At 62.6% G+C, this 21157-nt stretch carries 18 protein-coding genes and 1 tRNA gene; 12 read left to right on the top strand and 7 right to left on the bottom strand.

What is annotated here, in order from left to right; translation table 11 throughout:
- The first annotated feature begins 929 nt into the window (after positions 1–929).
- From N5D53_RS25770 to sulP, 9 genes are all read left to right on the top strand, one after another.
- Positions 930–2651: a tetratricopeptide repeat protein gene (locus tag N5D53_RS25770; protein WP_104960772.1), complete on the top strand. Its 1722-nt coding sequence runs from the start codon at positions 930–932 to the stop codon at positions 2649–2651.
- Positions 2652–2655: 4 nt separating this feature from the next.
- Entirely contained in the window at positions 2656–3273 is a 618-nt protein-coding gene (lolB, locus tag N5D53_RS25765; protein ID WP_010951969.1) for a lipoprotein insertase outer membrane protein LolB, read from the top strand.
- 4 nt (positions 3274–3277) lie between these two features.
- Positions 3278–4138, top strand: a complete 861-nt coding sequence (gene ispE / locus N5D53_RS25760) for a 4-(cytidine 5'-diphospho)-2-C-methyl-D-erythritol kinase (RefSeq protein ID WP_190869697.1) — start codon at positions 3278–3280, stop codon at positions 4136–4138.
- 20 nt (positions 4139–4158) lie between these two features.
- Positions 4159–4233, top strand: a tRNA-Gln gene (locus N5D53_RS25755).
- A 48-nt stretch (positions 4234–4281) separates the two neighbouring features.
- Positions 4282–5223: a ribose-phosphate pyrophosphokinase gene (locus N5D53_RS25750; protein WP_003247410.1), complete on the top strand. Its 942-nt coding sequence runs from the start codon at positions 4282–4284 to the stop codon at positions 5221–5223.
- A 118-nt stretch (positions 5224–5341) separates the two neighbouring features.
- Complete coding sequence (locus N5D53_RS25745) at positions 5342–5935, top strand: 50S ribosomal protein L25/general stress protein Ctc (protein ID WP_003247411.1); 594 nt, start codon at positions 5342–5344, stop codon at positions 5933–5935.
- A 79-nt stretch (positions 5936–6014) separates the two neighbouring features.
- Positions 6015–6599 carry an aminoacyl-tRNA hydrolase gene (pth, locus tag N5D53_RS25740; RefSeq protein WP_003247413.1) on the top strand — a complete coding sequence of 195 codons (585 nt, stop codon included), beginning with the start codon at positions 6015–6017 and terminating at the stop codon, positions 6597–6599.
- A gap of 24 nt (positions 6600–6623) precedes the next feature.
- Positions 6624–7724, top strand: coding sequence for a redox-regulated ATPase YchF (ychF, locus tag N5D53_RS25735; protein ID WP_003247414.1), 1101 nt, complete (start codon positions 6624–6626; stop codon positions 7722–7724).
- 176 nt (positions 7725–7900) lie between these two features.
- Positions 7901–9613: a sulfate permease gene (gene sulP, locus N5D53_RS25730; protein WP_104960771.1), complete on the top strand. Its 1713-nt coding sequence runs from the start codon at positions 7901–7903 to the stop codon at positions 9611–9613.
- Between the two features lie 19 nt (positions 9614–9632).
- Here the strand turns inward: sulP and N5D53_RS25725 are convergent, their stop codons facing one another.
- From N5D53_RS25725 to ycaC, 7 genes are all read right to left on the bottom strand, one after another.
- The gene (locus N5D53_RS25725) at positions 9633–10655 is read right to left on the bottom strand and encodes a DUF2955 domain-containing protein (RefSeq protein ID WP_104960770.1); all 1023 of its coding nucleotides are present in this window, start codon (positions 10653–10655) and stop codon (positions 9633–9635) included.
- Positions 10645–11742, bottom strand: coding sequence for an HlyD family secretion protein (locus N5D53_RS25720; RefSeq protein WP_020190535.1), 1098 nt, complete (start codon positions 11740–11742; stop codon positions 10645–10647). The genes N5D53_RS25725 and N5D53_RS25720 overlap by 11 nt, the downstream gene beginning before the upstream one ends.
- Positions 11739–13253 (bottom strand): TolC family protein, encoded by a 1515-nt coding sequence (locus N5D53_RS25715; protein WP_190869698.1) that lies wholly within the window; start codon positions 13251–13253, stop codon positions 11739–11741. Before N5D53_RS25715 ends, N5D53_RS25720 begins: the two co-directional genes overlap by 4 nt.
- Before the next feature lie 3 nt (positions 13254–13256).
- The gene (locus N5D53_RS25710; protein ID WP_190869699.1) at positions 13257–14354 is read right to left on the bottom strand and encodes an AI-2E family transporter; all 1098 of its coding nucleotides are present in this window, start codon (positions 14352–14354) and stop codon (positions 13257–13259) included.
- A 40-nt stretch (positions 14355–14394) separates the two neighbouring features.
- Complete coding sequence (locus N5D53_RS25705; RefSeq protein ID WP_279841031.1) at positions 14395–15591, bottom strand: monovalent cation:proton antiporter-2 (CPA2) family protein; 1197 nt, start codon at positions 15589–15591, stop codon at positions 14395–14397.
- 36 nt (positions 15592–15627) lie between these two features.
- Positions 15628–16443, bottom strand: coding sequence for a polyphosphate kinase 2 (gene ppk2, locus N5D53_RS25700; protein ID WP_010951960.1), 816 nt, complete (start codon positions 16441–16443; stop codon positions 15628–15630).
- Between the two features lie 106 nt (positions 16444–16549).
- Positions 16550–17170: an isochorismate family cysteine hydrolase YcaC gene (gene ycaC, locus N5D53_RS25695; RefSeq protein WP_003247424.1), complete on the bottom strand. Its 621-nt coding sequence runs from the start codon at positions 17168–17170 to the stop codon at positions 16550–16552.
- A 210-nt stretch (positions 17171–17380) separates the two neighbouring features.
- On the opposite strand from ycaC, the gene N5D53_RS25690 reads away from it, so the two are divergent.
- The 3 genes from N5D53_RS25690 to N5D53_RS25680 all read left to right on the top strand — a co-directional run bounded on the left by N5D53_RS25690 (position 17381) and on the right by N5D53_RS25680 (position 20806).
- Entirely contained in the window at positions 17381–17770 is a 390-nt protein-coding gene (locus N5D53_RS25690) for a nuclear transport factor 2 family protein (protein ID WP_190869700.1), read from the top strand.
- A gap of 92 nt (positions 17771–17862) precedes the next feature.
- Complete coding sequence (locus N5D53_RS25685) at positions 17863–19362, top strand: cytosine permease (RefSeq protein WP_104960767.1); 1500 nt, start codon at positions 17863–17865, stop codon at positions 19360–19362.
- 13 nt (positions 19363–19375) lie between these two features.
- Complete coding sequence (locus tag N5D53_RS25680; RefSeq protein WP_003247427.1) at positions 19376–20806, top strand: aldehyde dehydrogenase family protein; 1431 nt, start codon at positions 19376–19378, stop codon at positions 20804–20806.
- Positions 20807–21157 lie beyond the last annotated feature (351 nt).

Below are 21157 nucleotides of genomic sequence, written 5' to 3'. Positions count from 1 at the left end.
GCCTACCGCGCGCTTAGAAGCAAAAGCCAAAGCAAGAGCAAGAGCAAGAGCAAGAGCAAGAGCAACGACGTTCTTCCAGGTACACCAGGCCGAGGGCAGCCATGCCGGCGTATCCTTATCCAGATGACTGGGCAGAACCTCACCGAATGCATCGGCGGTGCCGGCCGATCACCGAATTCGCTTCTCGCTTTTGATCTTGCTTCTAAGCGCGCGGTAGTCCAGGCGACGCAGATTGCGACTTCAGGAGGCCGAGTGGAGGCATTGCGGAGGGAGATGACGGGCATGGATGCCCGTCAAGCGCTGAGGCCCCATGGATGGGGCCTGCAGCGCGTGCTCCCGGGAGCAAGGCCGGAGCGAGGGGACCCCGGAGCGCAGCGTAGGGGCCGGATGATGGGAGCCGACGGTTTTTGGTCCCTTTTTGCCACGACAAAAAGGGACCCGCCGTAAGGGCGGAAAGGTGAGTCGGCGTCGACATCGCAAACGGACTGTACGCCCGATCAGAACCAGCGCTTAAGCTTTGAGCTTTTGAGCTTTTGGGCCTTTGGGTTGTGCGCTTTCACATCAAGTAGACATTCATTCACGATGTAGGCGCCTATTCTCCTTTCCGCCCTTCCGGCGGGTTACTTTGGTCGTAGTGTGGCAAAAAGGAACCAAAAACCGTCCGGATCCCATCATCCGGCCCCTGCGCTCCGGGCTAGCTCTCGGCCTCCTGAAGTCGCAATCTGCGTTGCCTGAACTATCGCACGCTTAGAAGCAGAAGCAGAACAACAGCACGAACGCTGGGCATCGTGGCCAGCCTGGGGCGAACCCTGCGCGCGCAGTGCGGTCTGCATAGGCTAAGCGTAGCTTCATACCTTCGCAGGTGGGTTTGCCTCCGCGCTTGTGTCATCATGCTCCGACCGCCGGTGAGTCCTCCTATAAGCCTTTCTATGAACAAACCATACGCATTGCTGCTTGCCTTCGCCCTGCTCCAGGGCTGCCAAAGCCTGGCCCCGCAAAAGGCCGAGCCTCCCGTCGCCGAAGCTGGCAAGGGCGAGGCGGAAAAGCCCGTGGTGTATGGCTCGTTCAAGCAGGACACACTCTATAGCCTGTTGGTGGCAGAGCTGGCCGGCCAGCGCAACCGTTTCGACATTGCCCTGGCCAACTACACCGATCAGGCGGCAAAAACCCAGGACCCAGCAGTTTCCGAGCGCGCCTACCGCATTGCCGAGTACCTCGGCGCCGACGAGCCGTCACTGGAGAATGCGCTGGTCTGGGCGCGCAACGACCCGCAGAACCTCGACGCCCAGCGCGCCGCCGCCATCCAGCTGGCCCGCGCCGGTCGCTATGACGAGTCCATGACCTACATGGAAAAGGTACTGCAGGGCCAGGGCGACACCCACTTCGACTTCCTCGCCCTGTCCGCAGCCGAAACCGACCAGAGCACCCGCGACGGCCTGCTACACAGTTTCGAACGCCTGCTGGTGAAATACCCCGACAACGGCCAGCTGATATTCGGCAAGGCCCTGCTGCTGAACCAGGACGGCAAGACCGAAGAAGCCCTTGAACTGCTCGAGTCGCACCCGGCACAAAACGGCGAAGTCGCCCCGATCCTGCTGCGCGCCCGTCTGCTGCAGGCCCTGGACCGTGGTCCGGAAGCCCTGCCACTGCTGCGCGGGGCGATTCGCGACAACCCGGACGACAAACGCCTGCGCCTGACTTACGCTCGCACCCTGGTCGAACAGGACCGTATCGCCGATGCCAAAGGCGAGTTCATCAGCCTGGTCCAGCAATACCCCGATGATGACGAATTGCGCTACTCGCTGGCGCTGGTGTGCCTGGAGAACAAAGATTGGGATGAAGCCGAAGGCTACTTGCAGGAGCTGGTCGAGCGCGACAGCTACGTTGACGCCGCGCACCTGAACCTGGGCCGCATCCACGAGGAGCGCCACGACCCTGCTGGCGCTCTGCGTGAATACGCCCTGGTCGGCCCGGGCCCAGACTACCTGCCGGCACAACTGCGCCAGGCCGACATCCTGATCGCCAACGGCCGCGGCACCGAGGCCTCGCGCCTGCTCGCCGACGCGCGCGAAGCCCAGCCAGACTACGCCATCCAGCTATTCCTGATCGAATCGGAAAGCTACAGCAACAACAACAAGGACGCCCAGGCCAACCAGGTGCTGCAACAAGCCATCCAGCGCTACCCGGACGACCTCAACCTGCTTTACACCCGCGCCATGCTGGCCGAGAAGCGCAACGATTTGACGCAGATGGAAAAAGACCTGCGCGCCATCATCGCCCGCGAGCCAGAAAACGCCATGGCCCTGAACGCCCTTGGCTACACACTGGCCGACCGCACCACCCGCTATGCCGAAGCCAAGGCGCTGATCGACAAAGCCCACCAGCTGACCCCCGATGACCCGGCAGTGCTCGACAGCCTGGGTTGGGTCAACTATCGCCTGGGCAACCTCGACGCAGCTGAAACCTACCTGCGCCAGGCCTTTGCCAACTTCCCCGACCACGAAGTGGCCGCCCACCTGGGCGAAGTGCTGTGGGCCAACGGCAAGCGCCGCGAAGCCCGCCAGGTATGGGCCAAGGGCTTCGAAGCCCAGGCCGACAGCCCTATCCTGCGCAAGACCCTCTTGCGCCTGACCGGATCCGAGACTCTTTAACGCCATGTTCCTGCGCCATTGCATCACCTTTACCTTGATCGCCCTGCTGGCCGGCTGCGCCGGCTTCGGTAGCCGTGAGGCCCTGCAGGGCCACGGCGACCCGCAACAGTGGCGCGCCCACAAAGCGCAGCTGAGCAGCCTCGATGGCTGGCAGATCAACGGCAAGGTCGGCATCCGCGCCCCGCGCGATTCCGGCAGCGGTACGCTGTTCTGGCTGCAACGCCAGGACTATTACGACATTCGCCTGGCCGGCCCGCTGGGCCGTGGCGCCGCGCGCCTTACCGGCCGCCCGGGTGGCGTGGTGCTGGAAGTGGCCAACCAGGGCCGCTACGAAGCCACCAGCCCGGAAGCCCTGCTGGAAGAACAACTGGGCTGGCAGCTGCCGGTTTCGCACCTGGTCTGGTGGGTGCGCGGCCTGCCCGCCCCCGACAGCAAGAGCAAGCTGACCCTGGATGGCGACAGCCGCCTGGCCAGCCTCGACCAGGATGGCTGGCAGGTGCAGTACCTGAGCTACACCGAACAGAACGGCTACTGGTTGCCCGAGCGCCTGAAGCTGCACGGCAAGGACCTGGACGTGACCCTGGTGGTCAAGGACTGGCAGCCGCGCCAGCTGGGGCATTGATCACATGCAAAAGCTCACCCTGCCCGCCCCGGCCAAGCTCAACCTGTGGCTGCACATCATCGGCCGCCGCGCAGACGGTTACCACGAGCTGGAAACGGTGTTCCAGTTTCTCGACCACGGCGACGAACTGAGCTTCGCCCTGCGTGACGATGGCGTGATCCGCTTGCACACCGAGATCGAGGCAGTCCCCCACGACAGCAACCTGATCGTGCGGGCCGCACGTATGTTGCAGGCGCAATCGGGCACCACCCTAGGTGCCGACATCTGGCTGACCAAGTTACTGCCCATGGGCGGTGGTATCGGCGGCGGTAGCTCGGACGCCGCGACCACCCTGCTGGCCCTCGCCCACCTGTGGCAACTGGACTGGGACGAAGACCGCCTGGCCGCACTGGGTCTGCGCCTGGGCGCCGATGTGCCGGTGTTCGTACGCGGCCACGCAGCATTCGCGCAAGGCGTAGGCGAACAACTGACCCCGGTCGACCCGATCGAACCCTGGTATGTCGTGCTGGTGCCGCAAGTGTCTGTCAGCACAGTAGAAATTTTTTCACATCCGCAGTTGACACGTGATTCTCTCCCCCTTAAGATGCGCCCCGTTCCCGAGGGAAACAGTCGAAATGACTGCCAACCGGTGGTAGAGCAGAATTACCCAGAAGTTCGCAATGCGTTGAATTCACTGGGAAAATTCACTGAGGCTCGACTAACCGGCACTGGAAGTTGTGTGTTTGGGGCCTTCCCAAGCAAAGCCGAAGCTGATAAAGTTCTGGCCCTTCTTTCAGCGACCCAAACAGGGTTTGTGGCGAAAGGAAGCAATATTTCGATGTTGCATCGCAAGCTGCAAAGTCTGGTCAAGAAGTCGAGCGCATGAGCGTTCGCAGCAACAGATACAGGGGCGTCGCCAAGCGGTAAGGCAGCAGGTTTTGATCCTGCCATGCGTTGGTTCGAATCCAGCCGCCCCTGCCATTTTCCTTATACTCATCCAGGTATACCCTCAGCCTTCAGGTACTGCGCGTGTCCAAGATGATGGTCTTTACGGGGAACGCTAACCCCGATCTGGCTCGGCGTGTCGTACGTCAGCTGCATATCCCTCTCGGTGACGTCTCTGTCGGTAAATTCTCCGACGGCGAGATCAGTACTGAGATCAATGAAAATGTTCGCGGTAAAGACGTTTTCATTATTCAGCCGACCTGCGCCCCGACCAACGATAACCTGATGGAACTGGTAGTGATGGCCGACGCCTTCCGCCGCTCCTCAGCATCCCGAATCACCGCCGTGATTCCCTACTTCGGATATGCCCGCCAGGACCGCCGTCCGCGTTCGGCACGTGTAGCCATCAGCGCCAAAGTCGTTGCTGACATGCTCACTGTCGTAGGTATCGACCGTGTACTCACCGTCGACCTGCACGCTGACCAGATCCAAGGCTTCTTCGATATCCCCGTCGACAACATCTACGGCTCGCCCGTACTGGTTGACGACATCGAAGACCAGCGTTTCGAGAACCTGATGATCGTCTCCCCGGACATCGGTGGTGTCGTGCGCGCACGCGCTGTCGCCAAGTCCCTGGGCGTCGATCTGGGTATCATCGACAAACGCCGCGAAAAGGCTAACCACTCCGAGGTTATGCACATCATCGGCGACGTCGAAGGGCGCACCTGCATCCTGGTAGACGACATGGTCGACACCGCCGGCACCCTGTGCCACGCGGCCAAGGCCCTGAAAGAGCACGGCGCTGCCAAGGTTTACGCCTATTGCACGCACCCTGTTCTGTCGGGCCGCGCAATCGAGAACATCGAGAAGTCGGTACTGGACGAGCTGGTGGTGACCAACACCGTTCCGCTGTCCGCCGCTGCTCAAGCCTGTGATCGTATCCGCCAGCTGGATATCGCACCGGTTGTCGCTGAAGCGGTACGCCGCATCAGCAACGAAGAATCGATCAGCGCGATGTTCCGCTAAGCGGGACACGTGTTGATGTGAAGCGCCCCGCCCCAACCTGTGTTGGGGCGGGGCTTTTTTGCCATCCCCGTTGGCGCTGGTCGCAAACGCCCTCGGGGGGCTATTTTGGAGAAACAAAATGACTGATTTTATTCTGAACGCCCAAGCGCGTACTGACCTGGGGAAAGGTGCGAGCCGCCGCCTGCGTCACTCGCTGAGCATCCCAGCCGTTGTCTACGGTGGTGATAAAGAAGCTCAATCCCTGACCATCCTGGCCAAGGAAATCACCAAGCTGTTCGAAAACGAAGCTGCCTTCAGCCACGTTATCGAACTGAACGTTGACGGTGTTAAGCAGAACGTCATCATCAAGGCCATGCAGCGCCACCCAGCCAAGCAGTTCATCATGCACGCTGACTTCGTTCGCGTCGTTGCTGGCCAGAAGCTGACCGCCAAGGTTCCGGTTCACTTCATCAACGAAGAAGCCCCGGTCAAGAAAGGCGGCGAGATCTCCCACGTTGAGTCCGAGATCGAAGTTTCCTGCGAAGCCAAAGACCTGCCTGAGTTCATCGAAGTTGACCTGGGCAACGCCGAAATCGGCACCATCATCCACCTGTCGGACCTGAAAGCTCCGAAAGGCGTAGAGTTCGTCGCTCTGGCCCACGGTGATGACAAAGCTGTTGCCAACGTTCACGCTCCACGCGTTGCTCCAGAAGCAGAAGGCGCTGCCGAGTAATCCACTCGCACGCCGGCGTTGATCGGGTTACAGTGCCGCGCGCACTGTAACCCACCAACTCCAAGGAAGAGCCCCTGACGTGACCGCCATCCAGTTGATCGTTGGCCTGGGTAACCCCGGCCCCGAATACGAACAGACCCGGCATAACGCAGGGGCTCTTTTCGTTGAACGCCTTGCCAGCGCCCAGCGTGTTTCGCTGACCGCTGACAAAAAGTATTTCGGCCTGACGGCTAAATTCAGCCATCAGGGCAACGACGTTCGTTTGTTGATCCCCACCACCTACATGAACCGCAGCGGCCAGTCCGTAGCGGCCTTGGCCAATTTCTTCCGAATAAAGCCGGAAGCGATACTGGTGGCACACGACGAACTCGATCTGCCCCCGGGCGTTGCCAAGCTCAAGCGCGGCGGCGGCCATGGTGGGCACAACGGCCTGCGCGACATCATCGCGCAGCTCGGCAACCAGAACGACTTCCACCGCCTGCGGCTTGGCATCGGCCACCCGGGTGACGCCAAACTGGTATCCAACTTCGTCCTGGGCCGCGCGCCGCGCGCCGAGCAGGAGAAGCTCGACGCCAGCATCGATTTTGCCCTCGGCGTGCTGCCGGACGTGCTTGCCGGCGACTTCGCCAAGGCGATGCGCGAGCTGCACAGCCAGAAGGCCTGATTTCCTTTAGAGAGGGGAATACCCATGGGTTTCAATTGCGGCATCGTCGGCCTGCCCAACGTCGGCAAGTCCACCCTGTTCAACGCCCTGACCAAGTCTGGCATCGCGGCGGAGAATTTCCCTTTCTGCACCATCGAGCCGAACAGCGGCATCGTGCCTATGCCCGACGCTCGCCTGGCTGCGCTGGCTGAAATCGTCAAGCCAAACCGCATCCTGCCGACCACCATGGAATTCGTCGACATCGCCGGCCTGGTTGCCGGTGCCTCGAAAGGCGAAGGCCTGGGCAACAAGTTCCTCGCCAACATCCGCGAGACCGACGCCATTGCCCACGTGGTGCGCTGCTTCGAAGACGAGAACGTGATCCACGTTTCCAACAGCGTCGACCCCAAGCGTGACATCGAGATCATCGACCTCGAACTGATCTTCGCCGACCTCGACAGCTGCGAAAAGCAACTGCAGAAGGTAGCCCGCAATGCCAAGGGCGGCGACAAGGATGCCTTGGCGCAAAAGGCCATTCTGGAAAAGCTGATCCCGCACTTCACCGAAGGCAAGCCTGCGCGCAGCCTGATGAAGCACATGGCTGACGACGAAAAGGCCGTCATCCGTGGCTTCCACCTGCTGACCAGCAAACCGGTGATGTACATCGCCAACGTGGCCGAAGACGGCTTCGACAACAACCCGCACCTGGACGTGGTCAAGGCCATTGCCGAGGAAGAAGGCGCGGTAGTGGTGCCGGTGTGCAACAAGATCGAAGCGGAAATCGCCGAGCTGGAAGACGGTGAAGAAAAGGACATGTTCCTCGAGGCCCTGGGCCTGGAAGAGCCTGGCCTGAACCGCGTGATCCGCGCCGGTTACGAGCTGCTGAACCTGCAGACCTACTTCACTGCCGGCGTGCAGGAAGTACGCGCCTGGACCGTTCGCGTCGGAGCCACTGCCCCGCAGGCAGCCGGCGTTATCCACACCGACTTCGAAAAAGGCTTCATCCGCGCTGAAGTGGTGGCCTATGACGACTTCATCCAGTTCAAGGGTGAAGCCGGTGCCAAGGAAGCCGGTAAGTGGCGTCTGGAAGGCAAAGACTACATCGTCAAAGACGGCGACGTGATGCACTTCCGCTTCAACGTCTAAGCGGTAACCTGCAGCACACACAAACCCCTTGAGGCTTGCGCTTCAAGGGGTTTTGTTTTGCCCAGACATGCGCGCCCTTGGCAGGGGCGGCCTTGTGTCGTGCCAGGCCGCAAAGCGGCCCCCGCCTTCAGCATCTAAGCTGAGGTTCAGCGCCCTTCTCGCCCAGAGCCGACACCATGCCCCAACCCACTCGTTTCGACTGGCAACGCTGGCTCCCCGGCCTGGTCACCCTGCTCCACTACAAGGCAGCCTGGCTACCCAAGGACATCGCCGCCGGCCTGGTGCTCACCACCATGCTGGTGCCTGTGGGCATCGCCTACGCCGAGGCTTCCGGCGTCCCCGGCATCTATGGCCTGTACGCCACCATCATCCCCCTGCTGGCCTATGCCCTGTTCGGTCCCAGCCGTATCCTGGTGCTGGGCCCGGACTCGGCGCTGGCCGCGCCTATCCTGGCTGTGGTGGTGCAATACGCCGCCAGCGACCCGCAGCGGGCGATCGCCATCGCCAGCATGATGGCGCTGGTCGCCGGGGCGTTCTGTGTGATTGCCGGGCTGCTGCGCCTGGGCTTCATCACCGAGTTGCTGTCCAAGCCCATCCGCTATGGGTACATGAACGGCATCGCCCTGACCGTATTGATCAGCCAGTTGCCCAAGCTGTTCGGCATCAAAGTCGACAGCGAAGGCCCCTTGCGCGACCTTTGGTACTTGGGCCAGGCGCTATACGCCGGCCAAGGGCACTGGCCAAGCTTTGTCGTGGGTGCCGGTAGCCTGGCGCTGATTCTGCTGCTCAAACCGTTCAAGCGCCTGCCGGGCATCCTGATCGCCGTGGTACTGGCGACGCTGGCAGTGAGCGTGTTCAACCTCGATCAGATGGGCGTCAAGGTACTCGGGCAATTGCCCCAGGGCCTGCCCGCCTTCGTCTTCCCCTGGGTCAGCGACATTGACCTGGTCGAGGTGCTACTGGGCGGGATTGCAGTGGCGCTGGTGTCGTTCGCCGACACCAGTGTGCTGTCACGCTCCTATGCCGCGCGCCTCAAGATGCGGGTAAACCCCAACCAGGAAATGTTCGGCCTGGGCGTGGCCAACGTGGCCTCGGGGCTGTTCCAGGGCATCCCGATCAGCAGCAGTTCGTCGCGCACCCCAGTGGCCGAAGCTGCCGGCTCGCAGACCCAGCTCACCGGCATCATCGGCGCCCTGGCGGTGACCCTGTTGCTGCTGGTAGCGCCCAATCTGATGCAGCACCTGCCTAACAGCGCTTTGGCTGCGGTGGTGATTGCCGCTGCACTGGGGCTGTTCGAATTTGCCGACCTCAAGCGTATCTTCCGCATGCAGCAGTGGGAGTTCTGGCTGTCGTTCACCTGCTTTGTCGGCGTGGCGGTGTTCGGTGCCATTCCTGGTATCTGCATTGCAGTGGCGGTGTCGGTGATCGAGTTCCTGTGGGACGGCTGGCGGCCGCATTACGCAGTGCTCGGCCGGGCCGATGGGCTGCGCGGCTACCATGACATACAGCGTTATCCACAGGCCCGGCGTATTCCAGGGCTGGTGCTGCTGCGCTGGGACGCGCCGTTGTTCTTTGCCAACGCCGAGCAGTTCCAGAACACAGTGATGGCGGCGGTGGACGCGTCGCCAACGCCTGTGCAGCGGGTGGTAATTGCCGCTGAGCCTGTGACCAGTATCGATATCACTTCGGCGGACATGCTGGCCGAGCTGGACCGGGCATTGGAGGCGCGGGGGGTGGAGTTGCAGTTCGCCGAAATGAAGGACCCGGTGAAGGACAAGATGCGCCAGTTCGAGTTGTTCGAACACATGGGGGAGAAGGCCTTTCATCCGACGGTGGGCGCCGCGGTGGATGCCTATCTGGAAGAGAGTGGGGTTGATTGGCAGCCCTGAATTGCCTGGGGGAGCGGGCTTAACTGCGAAGAAGCCCGCGCCGACTCCGAAGCCGGTCAATCCAGATCAACATGCCGCTGGCATACACCGATACCGCCAGAAACAGCGCCATACGCACCGCAAATGCCTTGTACACATCCTGCCCGGCAGCACTGTCCTGCACCGACTGCCCCAGCAAGATCAGCATGGTCGTCAGGCAACTGACCCAGTACGCCGGGCTCTGCCGGCTCAGCACCGCCTGGTACAGGCGCCGAGCCTGCCAAAGGGCGAACAGCAGTACCCACAAGAAGAACATCCACAGATGAACGAACAGGCTCAGCGCTACCCACAGCGCTATCGCCAACACCCCGGCAAGCAAGGTTGAACCGATCAGCTCGCGGCTGGCGTGCCGCGCGCGGGTTTCGCCTGCTTGTTGCCCCACACTCACGGCCTTCATGATCAACGGCATGTACTGATCAGGGGCGATCAATGCCAGCAGAAAGGCCGGCATCACGATCAACGTGGCACGCAGCGCCACCCAGCTGACATGCTCGCTGCCCAGCAGCGGCGGCACCGGCGGTGCTGGCGCATTGGCAGGTTCTGGGAACAACGTATGCGCCACCGACGTGCCCAGCACTGCCAGCAGCATGCCTTTGGCCAGCGCTTCAACCACCGACAATGCCAGGGTGAAGTCACTGGTGCCGGCAGCGGCGATCATGGTCAGGCCGACCACCAGCAGGTTGGCCAGCAGGCCGTTGCCGCCCTTCAGCGCATAGCGCAAGGTCAGGAAAACACCCACCCCAACCAGTAACACCCCGGCCAACGGAGCATGACGCAACAGCGGAATCAGCAGCAACCCGCTGCCGCAAGCGAGCAGCACCAGTAGCGCCAGGGCCGGTGCTGCACGCAGGGGCAATGGCTGACTGCGCATGGCCAGCAACAGCACCGCAAACACCGGCGCCAGGATCGGCACCGGCAAGCCGATACCAAAGCTCACCGCCAGGCACAGCGCCACGCCCCAGGCCAGGCGCAGTGCCCGCAGGCGGCGCAATTCAATAGGCATACGACAGCCAGCTCATCAGCCACATGAACAACCGGCCCAGCAGGTTCAGTGGGTTGCCTTCGCTGGGCAGGGCCATGACCTCGGCCTGACCACCGACCCGCAGCACGGTCTTGTCCTGAAGCTGATCGCGCTCCAGTTCGACAATCACCGGAAAGCGCTGCGCCGAACGCAGCCACTCGCGGCTATTCTGCACGGTCGGCAGCGTACCCGGCGGCGTGCTCTGGCCCACGCTCACGCCATAGCCAATGCTGCGTATACGCCCTTTCAACACAGTGCCCGGTAGCGCATCCAGCACCACCAGCACCGGGGTTTCAGGGCGCAAACGACCGAGGTTGTTCTCGGTCATGTCGGCACTTATCCACACGTCATGGATACTGATCAGGGTCATCATCGGGCTGCCCGCCCCGACATAGTGGCCAACGTCTGTGCGCAGGTCGGTGATCAGCCCGTTTGCGTCGGCACGCACCACGGTACGGGCAAGGTCCAGGCGGGCCTTTTCCACATTGGCCGCAGCACTGCGCAGCTGGGCGTTGTCTTCCTGTGCCCCGCCCTGCTGCTCACGGGCGCGCTCCACCTCGGCACGGGCCGCCGCCACTTGGCTGATGGCCTGGTCGCGGGTGGCCTGGGCGCCTTCCAGACGGCGCACTGACACCGTACCGGGGTCTTCGTCAATCAGCCGTTTGAGGCGCTCGGCGTCCTGCCGCGCCTTGCGTTCGTTGGCCTGGGCGGCCACCAGCGCTGCCTGCGCCGAATCGATACCAGCGGTACTGGCGCCGATCTGCCGGCGCACGGTATCGAGGTCGGCTTCGGCACGGGCCAAGGCAATGCGGTACTGCTCCTGATCGAGTTCGAACAGCACATCGCCCTGGCGCACCTCCTGGTTGTTGCCTACGGCCACACGCTTGATCTGCCCGGCCACTTCGGCGGCCACCGGGACCACGTAAGCCTGCAGGCGAGCTTGCTGGGTGTACGGCGTATAGCGGTCAGCCAGCAAGTACCAGAGCAGGCTGACGGCAATCAGCAGCAGCACCCAGCGCATGCCGCGATCCGGGGCTGACGGGGGCGGCGTGGGCGTGGCGTCGCTCATTCGGTTTCACCTTGTGCATGCGCGGTGGGGGCTGGCTCGTCAAGCAACTCGCCCCAGTCGGTGCGTTGCTGCATTTGCTGGCGGGTGGCCGGGTCGATCGGCGCGCGGCTGGCGTCCCAACCACCACCCAGGGCCTTGTACAACGTCACCAGGCTGCTGACCGCGTTGCCACGGCTGACCAGGTAGCCGTCCTGTTGCTGCAACAGCAGTTGCTGAGCATCGAGCACCCGCTGAAAATCGGCGAAGCCTTCGCGATACTGCGAGCTGGCCAGATTCAGCGAGCGCTGTGCAGCCTGAGAGGCCTGGTCGCGAATGGTTGCGCTCTGCAGCGAGCGCACCAGCCCGCTGGCAGCATCGTCGGCCTCACGGGCGGCTTCGCGCACGCCCTGCTGGTACAACTCGATCAGTTGCTGCAAGCGGGCATCTTCCACACGTACGGCGTTCTTGCGCCGGCCATAGTCGAACGGGTTCCAGATCAGGCTTGGGCCAGCCGCCAGGTCGAAGGTGTCGGGCAGATGATTGGCCGATAGAAAGGTCCAGCCGATACTGCCGAGCAAGCTCAGCTGTGGATAAAGATCGGCCTCGGCCACCCCGACCAGCGCCGACTGCGCCGCCACTGCCTGCTCGGCGGCGCGGATGTCCGGGCGGCGCTGCAGCAGGCTGGCAGGTACATCCTGCAACACTGCCCGGTTGGGCAAGGGCAGTTGGCCATGCCCGGCCTCCAGCTGCGGCAGCGGCCCGGGCGGGCGGCCAAGCAGCGAGCACAGTACGTTGCGCAGGGCGTTGAGCTGGTTCTCGAACTCGGGAATGGTGGCCAGGGTCGCCAGGTATTGAGTACGCGCCTGCTGCCAGTCGAGCTCGTCGTTTTCGCCGTGGCGGAACAACCGCTCGGTAATCTCCAGGCTACGCGCCTGGCGCTTGGCGTTCTCTTGTGCGATCGCCAGCCGCGCTTCGGCGGTACGCAGGGCAAAGTAGGTGTCGGCCACTTGCGCACGCAGCAGCAGCATGGCATCGGCGTAGTTGGCCTGGGAGGCGAAGTAGACGGCATCGGCGCTTTCGATGGCGCGACTGAAGCGGCCCCAGAAGTCAATTTCCCAGCCGATGTCGAAGCCCACGCTGGATTGCCAGAACACCGAATCACGGGCCGAAGGCGTACCAGACTGATTCTGCTTCAGGTACAGGCTTTGCGCACTCAGTTGCTGCAGCTGCGGATAACGCCCGGTCTGCACAATGGCCAACTGGGCACGGGCTTCAGCGATACGCAGGCCAGCCACGCGCAGGTTGGTGTTGTTGGCATCGGCCTCGGCTATCAACGCGTCCAGGGTCGGGTCGGCAAACACCGCCCACCACTGGCGCAGGTCGGGCGCCGCCGCGCTGCGCCCTGCCTGCTCCAGCATTGGCGTGCTCCAGCCGTCCAGCCACGGCGCTTGGGGCTTCTCGAAATCCGGACCAACCTGAGTGCAACCGGCCAGCACCATCAGCAGCCCCAGGCCATAGCAGCGGTTGGGCATGGCTCAGGCGGCAGGGGGTGCCGGTTGCTCCGGCACCTGCAGCGCAACCCATTGCCAGAACAGCACGTACGTCACGCCGAGGATTACCGGGCCGATAAACAAGCCGATGATGCCTTTGACCACCATGCCACCTAATGCCCCGATCAGTACCACCGGCATCGGTACATCAACCCCGCGCCCCAGCAGCAGCGGTTTGAGCACGTTGTCGGCAAGGCCGGCGACGAAGGTGTAGATGGCAAAAATGATGGTCGCCACCGTGAAGCCTTCGGCGTTGAACACATAAATGATCACCGGCAAGGTCACCAGCGTCGCCGGGGCCTGTGCAATGCCCAGCATGAGGATGACGATGGCCAGCATCCCGGCACCGGGAACCCCTTTGACGACAAAGCCGACACCGATCAGCAACATCTGGATGAAGGCAATGCCGATCACCCCTTGTGCCACCGCGCGAATGGTGGCCGTGCACAGCGTGGCCAAGGGTTTACCGCGCTCTGCGCCTGAAACCCGCATGGCGATGCGTTGGGTAGCGATTTCACCTCGTTCACCAAAGGCCATGATGACCCCGGAAATGATGATTGCTCCGATGAACAGAAGGAAGGCCCCACCGGCGCTCGCCGCAGCGCCCAGCACCGTTAGCCCGGCCCCCTTGATCTGGGGCATCCACTGATTCAGTACACTGGCCATGTTTTCGGAGGCCGCCAACCACAGCGCGTGCACCTTTGGCCCGATCAGTGGCCAGGCCGCCACGGAATCAGGCGGGACCGGCACGCTCCAGGCGCCGCTCTTGAGTAGCGTCACCAGGCTGTCCACCGATTCGCCGATGGACATCACCACCAGGTAGATAGGCACCAGCAGCAGCACCAGAACCAATAGCACCACCAGCGTCGCCGCATAGCCTTGCTTGAGCCCGGTGCGGCTCTGGATGCGGCAATGCAACGGGTACAAGGTGACCGCCAGAATCACCGCCCACAGCATCAACTCCAGGAACGGCTGGAACACCTGGAAGGCGAAGATCACCAAGGCTGCCACCAGACCGGCCTTGATGAGCACATCGAGCAAGCCCCGCGAAAGGGCGCTGTCCAACTTGAAACTCGACTGCATGATTCATCTCCCGATATTCAATGCACCAGCACGGCGCAATTCACTGCCCCGTTTCAGGGGATGCCTGCACAGGGCTGTCATCGCGCAGCTGCCGCGCCAAGGCCATCATGACCAAAGGCACCACCGCCATCGACAAGATGATGGCCAGCACCAGCAGGTCGTGTACCGCTTGCGTGAGCACTTGGTGCTCCAGCGCCAGCTTGAACACCACGAAGGCGAACTCGCCCCCCGAAGCCAGCACCACGCCCAGGCAGAGCGCCTGGGCCTTGTTGAGCCCACCCATCGTGCGCCCCAGGCCATACAACAAGGGCAGCTTGATGGCGACCAGCAGCAACGTCAGGCCCAACACCATCAGCGGCATGCCGAACAGCAGACGCAGGTCGGCACTCATACCTACGCCAACGAAGAACAATCCAAGCAGCAGGCCTTTGATCGGTTCGATCTGGGTTTCCAGTTCGTGGCGAAACGGCGACTCGGCCATCAGCACACCGGCCAGGAAGGCCCCCAGCGCCATCGACACACCCACATGCTCCATCAACCAAGCGGTGCCCAGCACGACCAGCAAGGCCGTGGCGGTCGACAGTTCAGGCAGGCCCGAACCCACCGTCCACTTGAATATCGGGGTCAGCAGATAACGGCCAAAAACAATCAGCACACCAATGCCGACAACCACAGCCAGCAAGGGCCAGGCACCTTCGTCAGCAGTGCTGACATCGCCACCGAGCAGCGGCACCACGGCAATCAAGGGAATGGCGGCAATGTCCTGGAACAGCAGGATGGCAACGGCCAGGCGGCCATGAGGTTTGCCCAGGTCCTTGCGCTCGGCCAGTACCTGCAAGCCAAAGGCGGTGGACGACAGCGCCAGGCCCAGCCCCAGCACGATGGCGGCTGGTTTCGATTGGTCGAACAGCCAGAATGCCAGTAGCCCAAGCAGCACAGCGGTCAGCCCCACTTGCAAGCTGCCGACGCCAAATAGCGCCCGGCGCATGGTCCACAGACGCTTTGGGGACAGCTCCAGGCCAATCACGAACAACAGCATGACCACGCCCATTTCCGACAGCCGCGCCACGTTGTCCGGGTTGCCGAGCAGGCCAAACACCGACGGACCAATCAGGATACCCGCCAACAGGTATCCCGGTACTGCGCCCATTTTCAGACGCTGCGCCAGCGGTACCAGAAGCACCACAGCCAAAAGGAATACCACCGTCGCCTGCAACAGGCTGCCGTCATGTGGCATGAGCTCGTACCTTCGCAGCTCCCTGCTGGGAGGGGTTCAGAAGCGTTCTTCGACGAACTTGAACGGGTAGGCGACTGCCTTGTACTTGCCGATCTTGCCGCGTTTGGGCAGCTTCACCTGCTGGTCGCGGGTTATGTCCTTGTAGGGAATACGGCTGAGCAGATGGCTGATGATATTCAGCCGGGCGCGACGTTTGTCGTTGGAGTTGGCCATGAACCACGGTGCCCAAGCGGTATCCGACGCCTGGAACATTTCGTCACGCGCTTGGGTGTATTCATCCCAGCGGCTATACGACTTGAGGTCCATCGGCGACAACTTCCACAGCTTGCGGCCGTCGTTGATGCGATCCTGCAGGCGCCGTGTCTGCTCATCGGCGCTGACTTCAAGCCAGTACTTGATGAGGATGATCCCTGAATCGACCATGACCCTTTCGAACCCGGGTACTCCGGTCAGAAACTTGTCCACTTGCTCGCCAGAGCAAAAGCCCATTACCCGCTCAACGCCCGCACGGTTGTACCAGCTGCGATCGAAGATCACCACTTCACCCGCCGCAGGCAGATGGCCCAGGTAACGCTGCACGTACATCTGGGTCTTTTCCCGCTCGGTCGGTGCGGGCAGCGCCACCACACGGAACACCCGCGGGCTGACACGCTCGGTAATGGCCTTGATGGTGCCACCCTTGCCGGCGCCATCGCGGCCTTCGAAGACAATGCATACCTTCAGGCCCTTGGCGACCACCCACTCCTGTAGCTTCACCAACTCTACATGCAGGTTCTTGAGCGCTTTTTCGTACGCCTTACCGCCCAGCTTTTCTGGCTGTTTTTTGGGGGGCTTCCTGGACGGCTTCGACATGACACGCTCCTGAAGGCGAATGAAGAGTGAGTATGGTCGATTAATGCCAGTTTGCCGCTTCGCTTGCAGATTGATGTGGGGGCTGTCGTGCAGCCCCCGGGAGGCACTATTTGGCCAGCTTGTTGTAACTGGTCATCAGGTTGCGGTAGTCCGGGATATGGTTGGAGAACAGAGTACCCAGCCCTTCGATGTCGTTGCGCCAGTCACGGTGCAGTTCGCAGGCCACGCCGAACCAGGTCATCAGTTGCGCCCCGGCAGCCTCCATGCGTCGCCAGGCCGAGTCACGGGTCAGTTCGTTGAACGTGCCAGAGGCGTCGGTGACGACGAATACCTCGAAGCCCTCCTCCAATGCCGACAGGGCCGGGAAGGCCACGCATACTTCAGTAACCACACCAGCAATCAGCAGCTGCTTCTTGCCGGTGGCTTTTACCGCTTTGACGAAATCCTCGTTGTCCCAGGCGTTGATGTTGCCCGGGCGTGCAATGTAGGGGGCATCAGGGAACTGCTCTTTCAGTTCCGGCACCAGTGGGCCGTTGGGCCCCGTCTCGAAACTGGTGGTAAGGATGGTCGGCAGCTTGAAGTATTTGGCCAGGTCAGACAGGGCCAAGACGTTGTTCTTGAAGCGGTCGGGGTCGATGTCCCTTACCAGCGAGAGCAAGCCGGTCTGGTGGTCGACCAGCAGTACGGCTGCGTTGTTCTTGTCCAGACGCTTGTATTGGAAGGTCACAGTGGATCTCCTTGCTTCAGCGGGTTGGGAGTATCAGCGTAGGCAAGGATGGAGGGTGGGAGAGACCGTCAGTCGGCTTGCCTGTACTGGCATGCCCCCATCACTTCACAAATTCCTGAACTGATTATTTGCCGCCAGCGATTTTTCCCCTCGCCCACCGCCACCAGAATCGCTTCACCACAATCACAAAAAAACCGTGAGGCCACTCCCGTGGACCAGACACTTCAAGTGCGGCAAGCCGCCGCCGACCTCGTCGCGGCGTTCGCCAGCAACGACACCGCCCGCTATTTCGCTTGCTTCAGCGAAGACGCCACCTTTCTGTTCCACACCTTGCCGTATCCGCTGCTGTCGCGTCGCGCCTATGAAGAGCTCTGGGCCCAGTGGCAGGCCGAGGGATTTACCGTGCTTGCCTGCGAATCGGGCAACGCCCATGTAAGCCTGCAAGGCGACGTGGCTGTTTTCATGCACGATGTGGCCACGCGTATCCGCATCGGCGGTCAAGAACACCCGTTGAGCGAGCGCGAGACCATCGTCTTCCGTCGCCATGGTGACCAGTGGCTGGCCTGCCACGAGCACCTGTCGGTCGTAACGCCGGCCTGATCACCCTTTACGCGGCGCTGCCGCCCTGCCATCGCACCCACAAGAAGGCCCGCGCACTGCGCTGGCTACAACAACCGCGCTGGAGCACCACCATGAGCCACTCGACCGGTATCGAGACCAACGGCGTCGAACAGATCCCCGCCGATCAACGCGACGCCTCCCCGCTGGACCTGTTCCGTCTGATCTTCGGCGGTGCCAATACCTTCGCTACCGCCGTACTGGGCAGCTTCCCGGTGCTTTTCGGGTTGTCTTTCCAGGCGGGTGTGTGGGCGATTCTGCTTGGCGTTGGCATCGGCGCGCTGATCCTTGCACCGATGGGCCTGTTCGGCGCGCTTAACGGCACCAACAACGCTGTTTCATCGGGCGCGCACTTTGGTGTACACGGGCGCATCGTCGGCTCGTTCCTGTCGCTGCTCACGGCGGTGGCGTTTTTCTCGCTCTCGGTGTGGAGCTCGGGCGATGCGTTGGTCGGTGGTGCCAAGCGCCTGGCCGGCCTGCCAGAGACCGACCTGACCCTCGGTCTGGCCTATGGTTTGTTCGCGGTGCTGGTCCTGGTGGTATGCATCTTTGGCTTCCGCTTCATGCTGTGGGTCAACAAGATTGCCGTTTGGGCCTCGAGCCTGCTGTTCCTGCTGGGCATCGTCGCCTTTGCCGGGCCCTTCGATGCCGGCTACACAGGCAACGTAAACCTTGGCCAGGCAGGCTTCTGGGCCGCGTTCGTCGGCGCGGCGATCCTGGCCATGAGCAACCCGGTGTCGTTTGGCGCCTTCCTGGGTGACTGGTCACGCTATATTCCACGCGAAACCCCCAAGGCACGCATCATGCTGGCAGTGATCGCGGCACAGGGGGCGACGCTGATTCCGTTCCTGTTCGGCCTGTGTACGGCCACCCTGGTCGCCACCCAGGCGCCGGACTACATTGCCGCCAACAACTATGTCGGCGGCCTGCTGGCGGTAGCGCCAAGCTGGTTCTTCCTGCCGGTATGCCTGATTGCGGTGATCGGCGGCATGTCCACCGGCACCACCGCGCTGTATGGCACCGGCCTGGACATGTCCAGCGTGTTCCCGCGCCTGCTCAGCCGTGCTGGCGCTACGCTGCTGATCGGCGTGCTGGCGATTGGCTTCATCTTCATTGGCCGCTTCACCTTCAACCTTGTGCAGAGCGTATCGACCTTTGCCGTGCTGATCATTACCTGCACCAGCCCGTGGATGGTGATCATGATCCTTGGCCTGATTACCCGCCGCGGCTTCTACCACGCCGACGACCTGCAGGTATTCACCCGCGGCCAGCGTGGTGGCCACTACTGGTTCCTGCACGGCTGGAACTGGCGCGGCATGGGGGCGTGGATCCCCAGCGCGGCGGTTGGCCTGTGCTTCGTCAACCTGCCGGGGCAGTTCGTCGGCCCACTGGGTGACCTGGCGGGCGGCATCGACCTGAGCCTGCCGGTCACGCTGGGGCTGGCTGGCGTGCTGTACCTGCTGTTGCTCAACCTGTTCCCTGAACCTGCTGGCGTGTATGGCCCCCTGGGCCCGCGATGGGTGCGTTGCAAAAGCACCGCGCATACGCCTGTGACCACCGCCGAAATGGCCTGACTGGAAACCGACCATGACCACTTCCCACTATATCGCCGGCCATTGGGTCGAAGGCCAAGGCAGCGACTGCATCAGCGTCAACGACCCTGCGCTGGGGCAACCGTTCGCCGAGCTGATGGCCGCCAGCGTGAGCCAGGTCGACCAGGCCGTCGCCGCTGCCCGCAGCGCCCTGCCCGCCTGGAAAAGCACCTGCGCCAGTGAACGTGCCGCCTTCCTGCGTGGTTTTGCCGAACAGCTCGGGCAACGCCGTGAAGCGCTTGTCGCCCTGCAGATGCGCAATAACGGCAAACCGCGTCACGAAGCGGAAATCGACCTGGATGACGCCATCGCCACCTTTGGCTATTACGCCGAGCTGGCCGAGCAACTGCCATCGAAAAACCGCACTGTGCCGCTGGCTGCGCCGGGTTTCACCGCCCGCACCCGCCTTGAACCGGTGGGCGTGGTCGGCCTGATCGTGCCGTGGAACTTCCCGTTGGTGACCAGCGCCTGGAAACTTGCCCCGGCCCTGGCCGCCGGTTGCACCGTGGTGCTCAAGCCTTCAGAGGTCACCCCGCTGATCGAGCAGGCCTACGGCCAGATCGCCGACGCCCTGGGCCTGCCCGCCGGGGTGCTGAACATCGTCAACGGCAAGGCCGAGACCGGCGCCGCGCTGAGCAATCACAACGGCCTGGACAAGTTGTCCTTCACCGGTAGCAACAGCGTCGGCAGCCAGGTGATGCGCAGCGCTTCGGCGCAGTGCCGGCCGGTGACGCTGGAACTGGGCGGCAAGTCGGCCATCGTGGTGTTCGATGATTGCGATGTCGACCAGGCAGTGGAATGGATTGTTGCCGGCATCAGCTGGAATGCCGGCCAGATGTGTTCGGCCACATCGCGGCTACTGGTGCAGGACGGCATTGCCGATGCACTGCTTCCGCGCTTGCAGGCGGCACTGGAAAACCTGCGGGTGGGTAATCCTTTGACCGAAGAGGTCGACATGGGCCCGCTGACCAGCCAAGCGCAATGGTTGAAGGTGGCCAGCTACTTTGCCACGGCGCGGGAAGAAGGTTTGCAGTGCCTGGCAGGCGGCCATGCACTGGACCGTGAAGGCTGGTTCGTCAGCCCGACGCTGTATACCGATGTGCCGAAAGACAGCCGCCTGTGGACCGAGGAAATCTTCGGCCCGGTGCTCTGCGCACGGCGCTTTGCCACCGAGGAACAGGCCATTGCCGAAGCCAATGACAGCCGCTTCGGGCTGGTGGCTACAGTATGCTCCGCCGACCTGGAACGCGCCGAGCGCGTGGCCGATGCGCTGGAGGTTGGCCATGTGTGGATCAACTCGGTGCAGGCGGTGTTCGTCGAAACGTCATGGGGGGGCACCAAGGGCAGCGGGATCGGCCGCGAGCTGGGGCCTTGGGGGTTGTCAGCCTATCAGTCGGTCAAGCACGTAACCCGCTGCCTGGGCTGATATCGCAAGGGGCCGCGTAATGGCACCGGCTCTGCCGGTGTTCGCGGGTAAACCCGCTCCTACACGGCGGCCTGTGTCCAAACTCCGGTGTGTGTCCACCCCCGATCAGGTGTAGGAGCGGGTTTACCCGCGAATACGGTAGCGGCGGCGACAGTGAACGGCGGGGGAAATTGGCCAGCAGGGCCGGCCTCTTCGCGGGTGAACCCGCTCCTACACACGGCCTGTGTCCAACCCCCGAGGTGTGTCCACCACCAATCTGCGTAGGAGCGGGTTTACCCGCGAATACGGAAGCGGCGGCAACAGTGAACGGCGGGGGAAATTGGCCAGCAGGGCCGGCCTCTTCGCGGGTGA

Source organism: Pseudomonas sp. GD03862 (genome assembly GCF_029840855.1).
In the GTDB taxonomy this organism is placed as follows: domain Bacteria; phylum Pseudomonadota; class Gammaproteobacteria; order Pseudomonadales; family Pseudomonadaceae; genus Aquipseudomonas; species Aquipseudomonas alloputida.
This window is presented reverse-complemented; position numbering and strand designations above follow the sequence as displayed.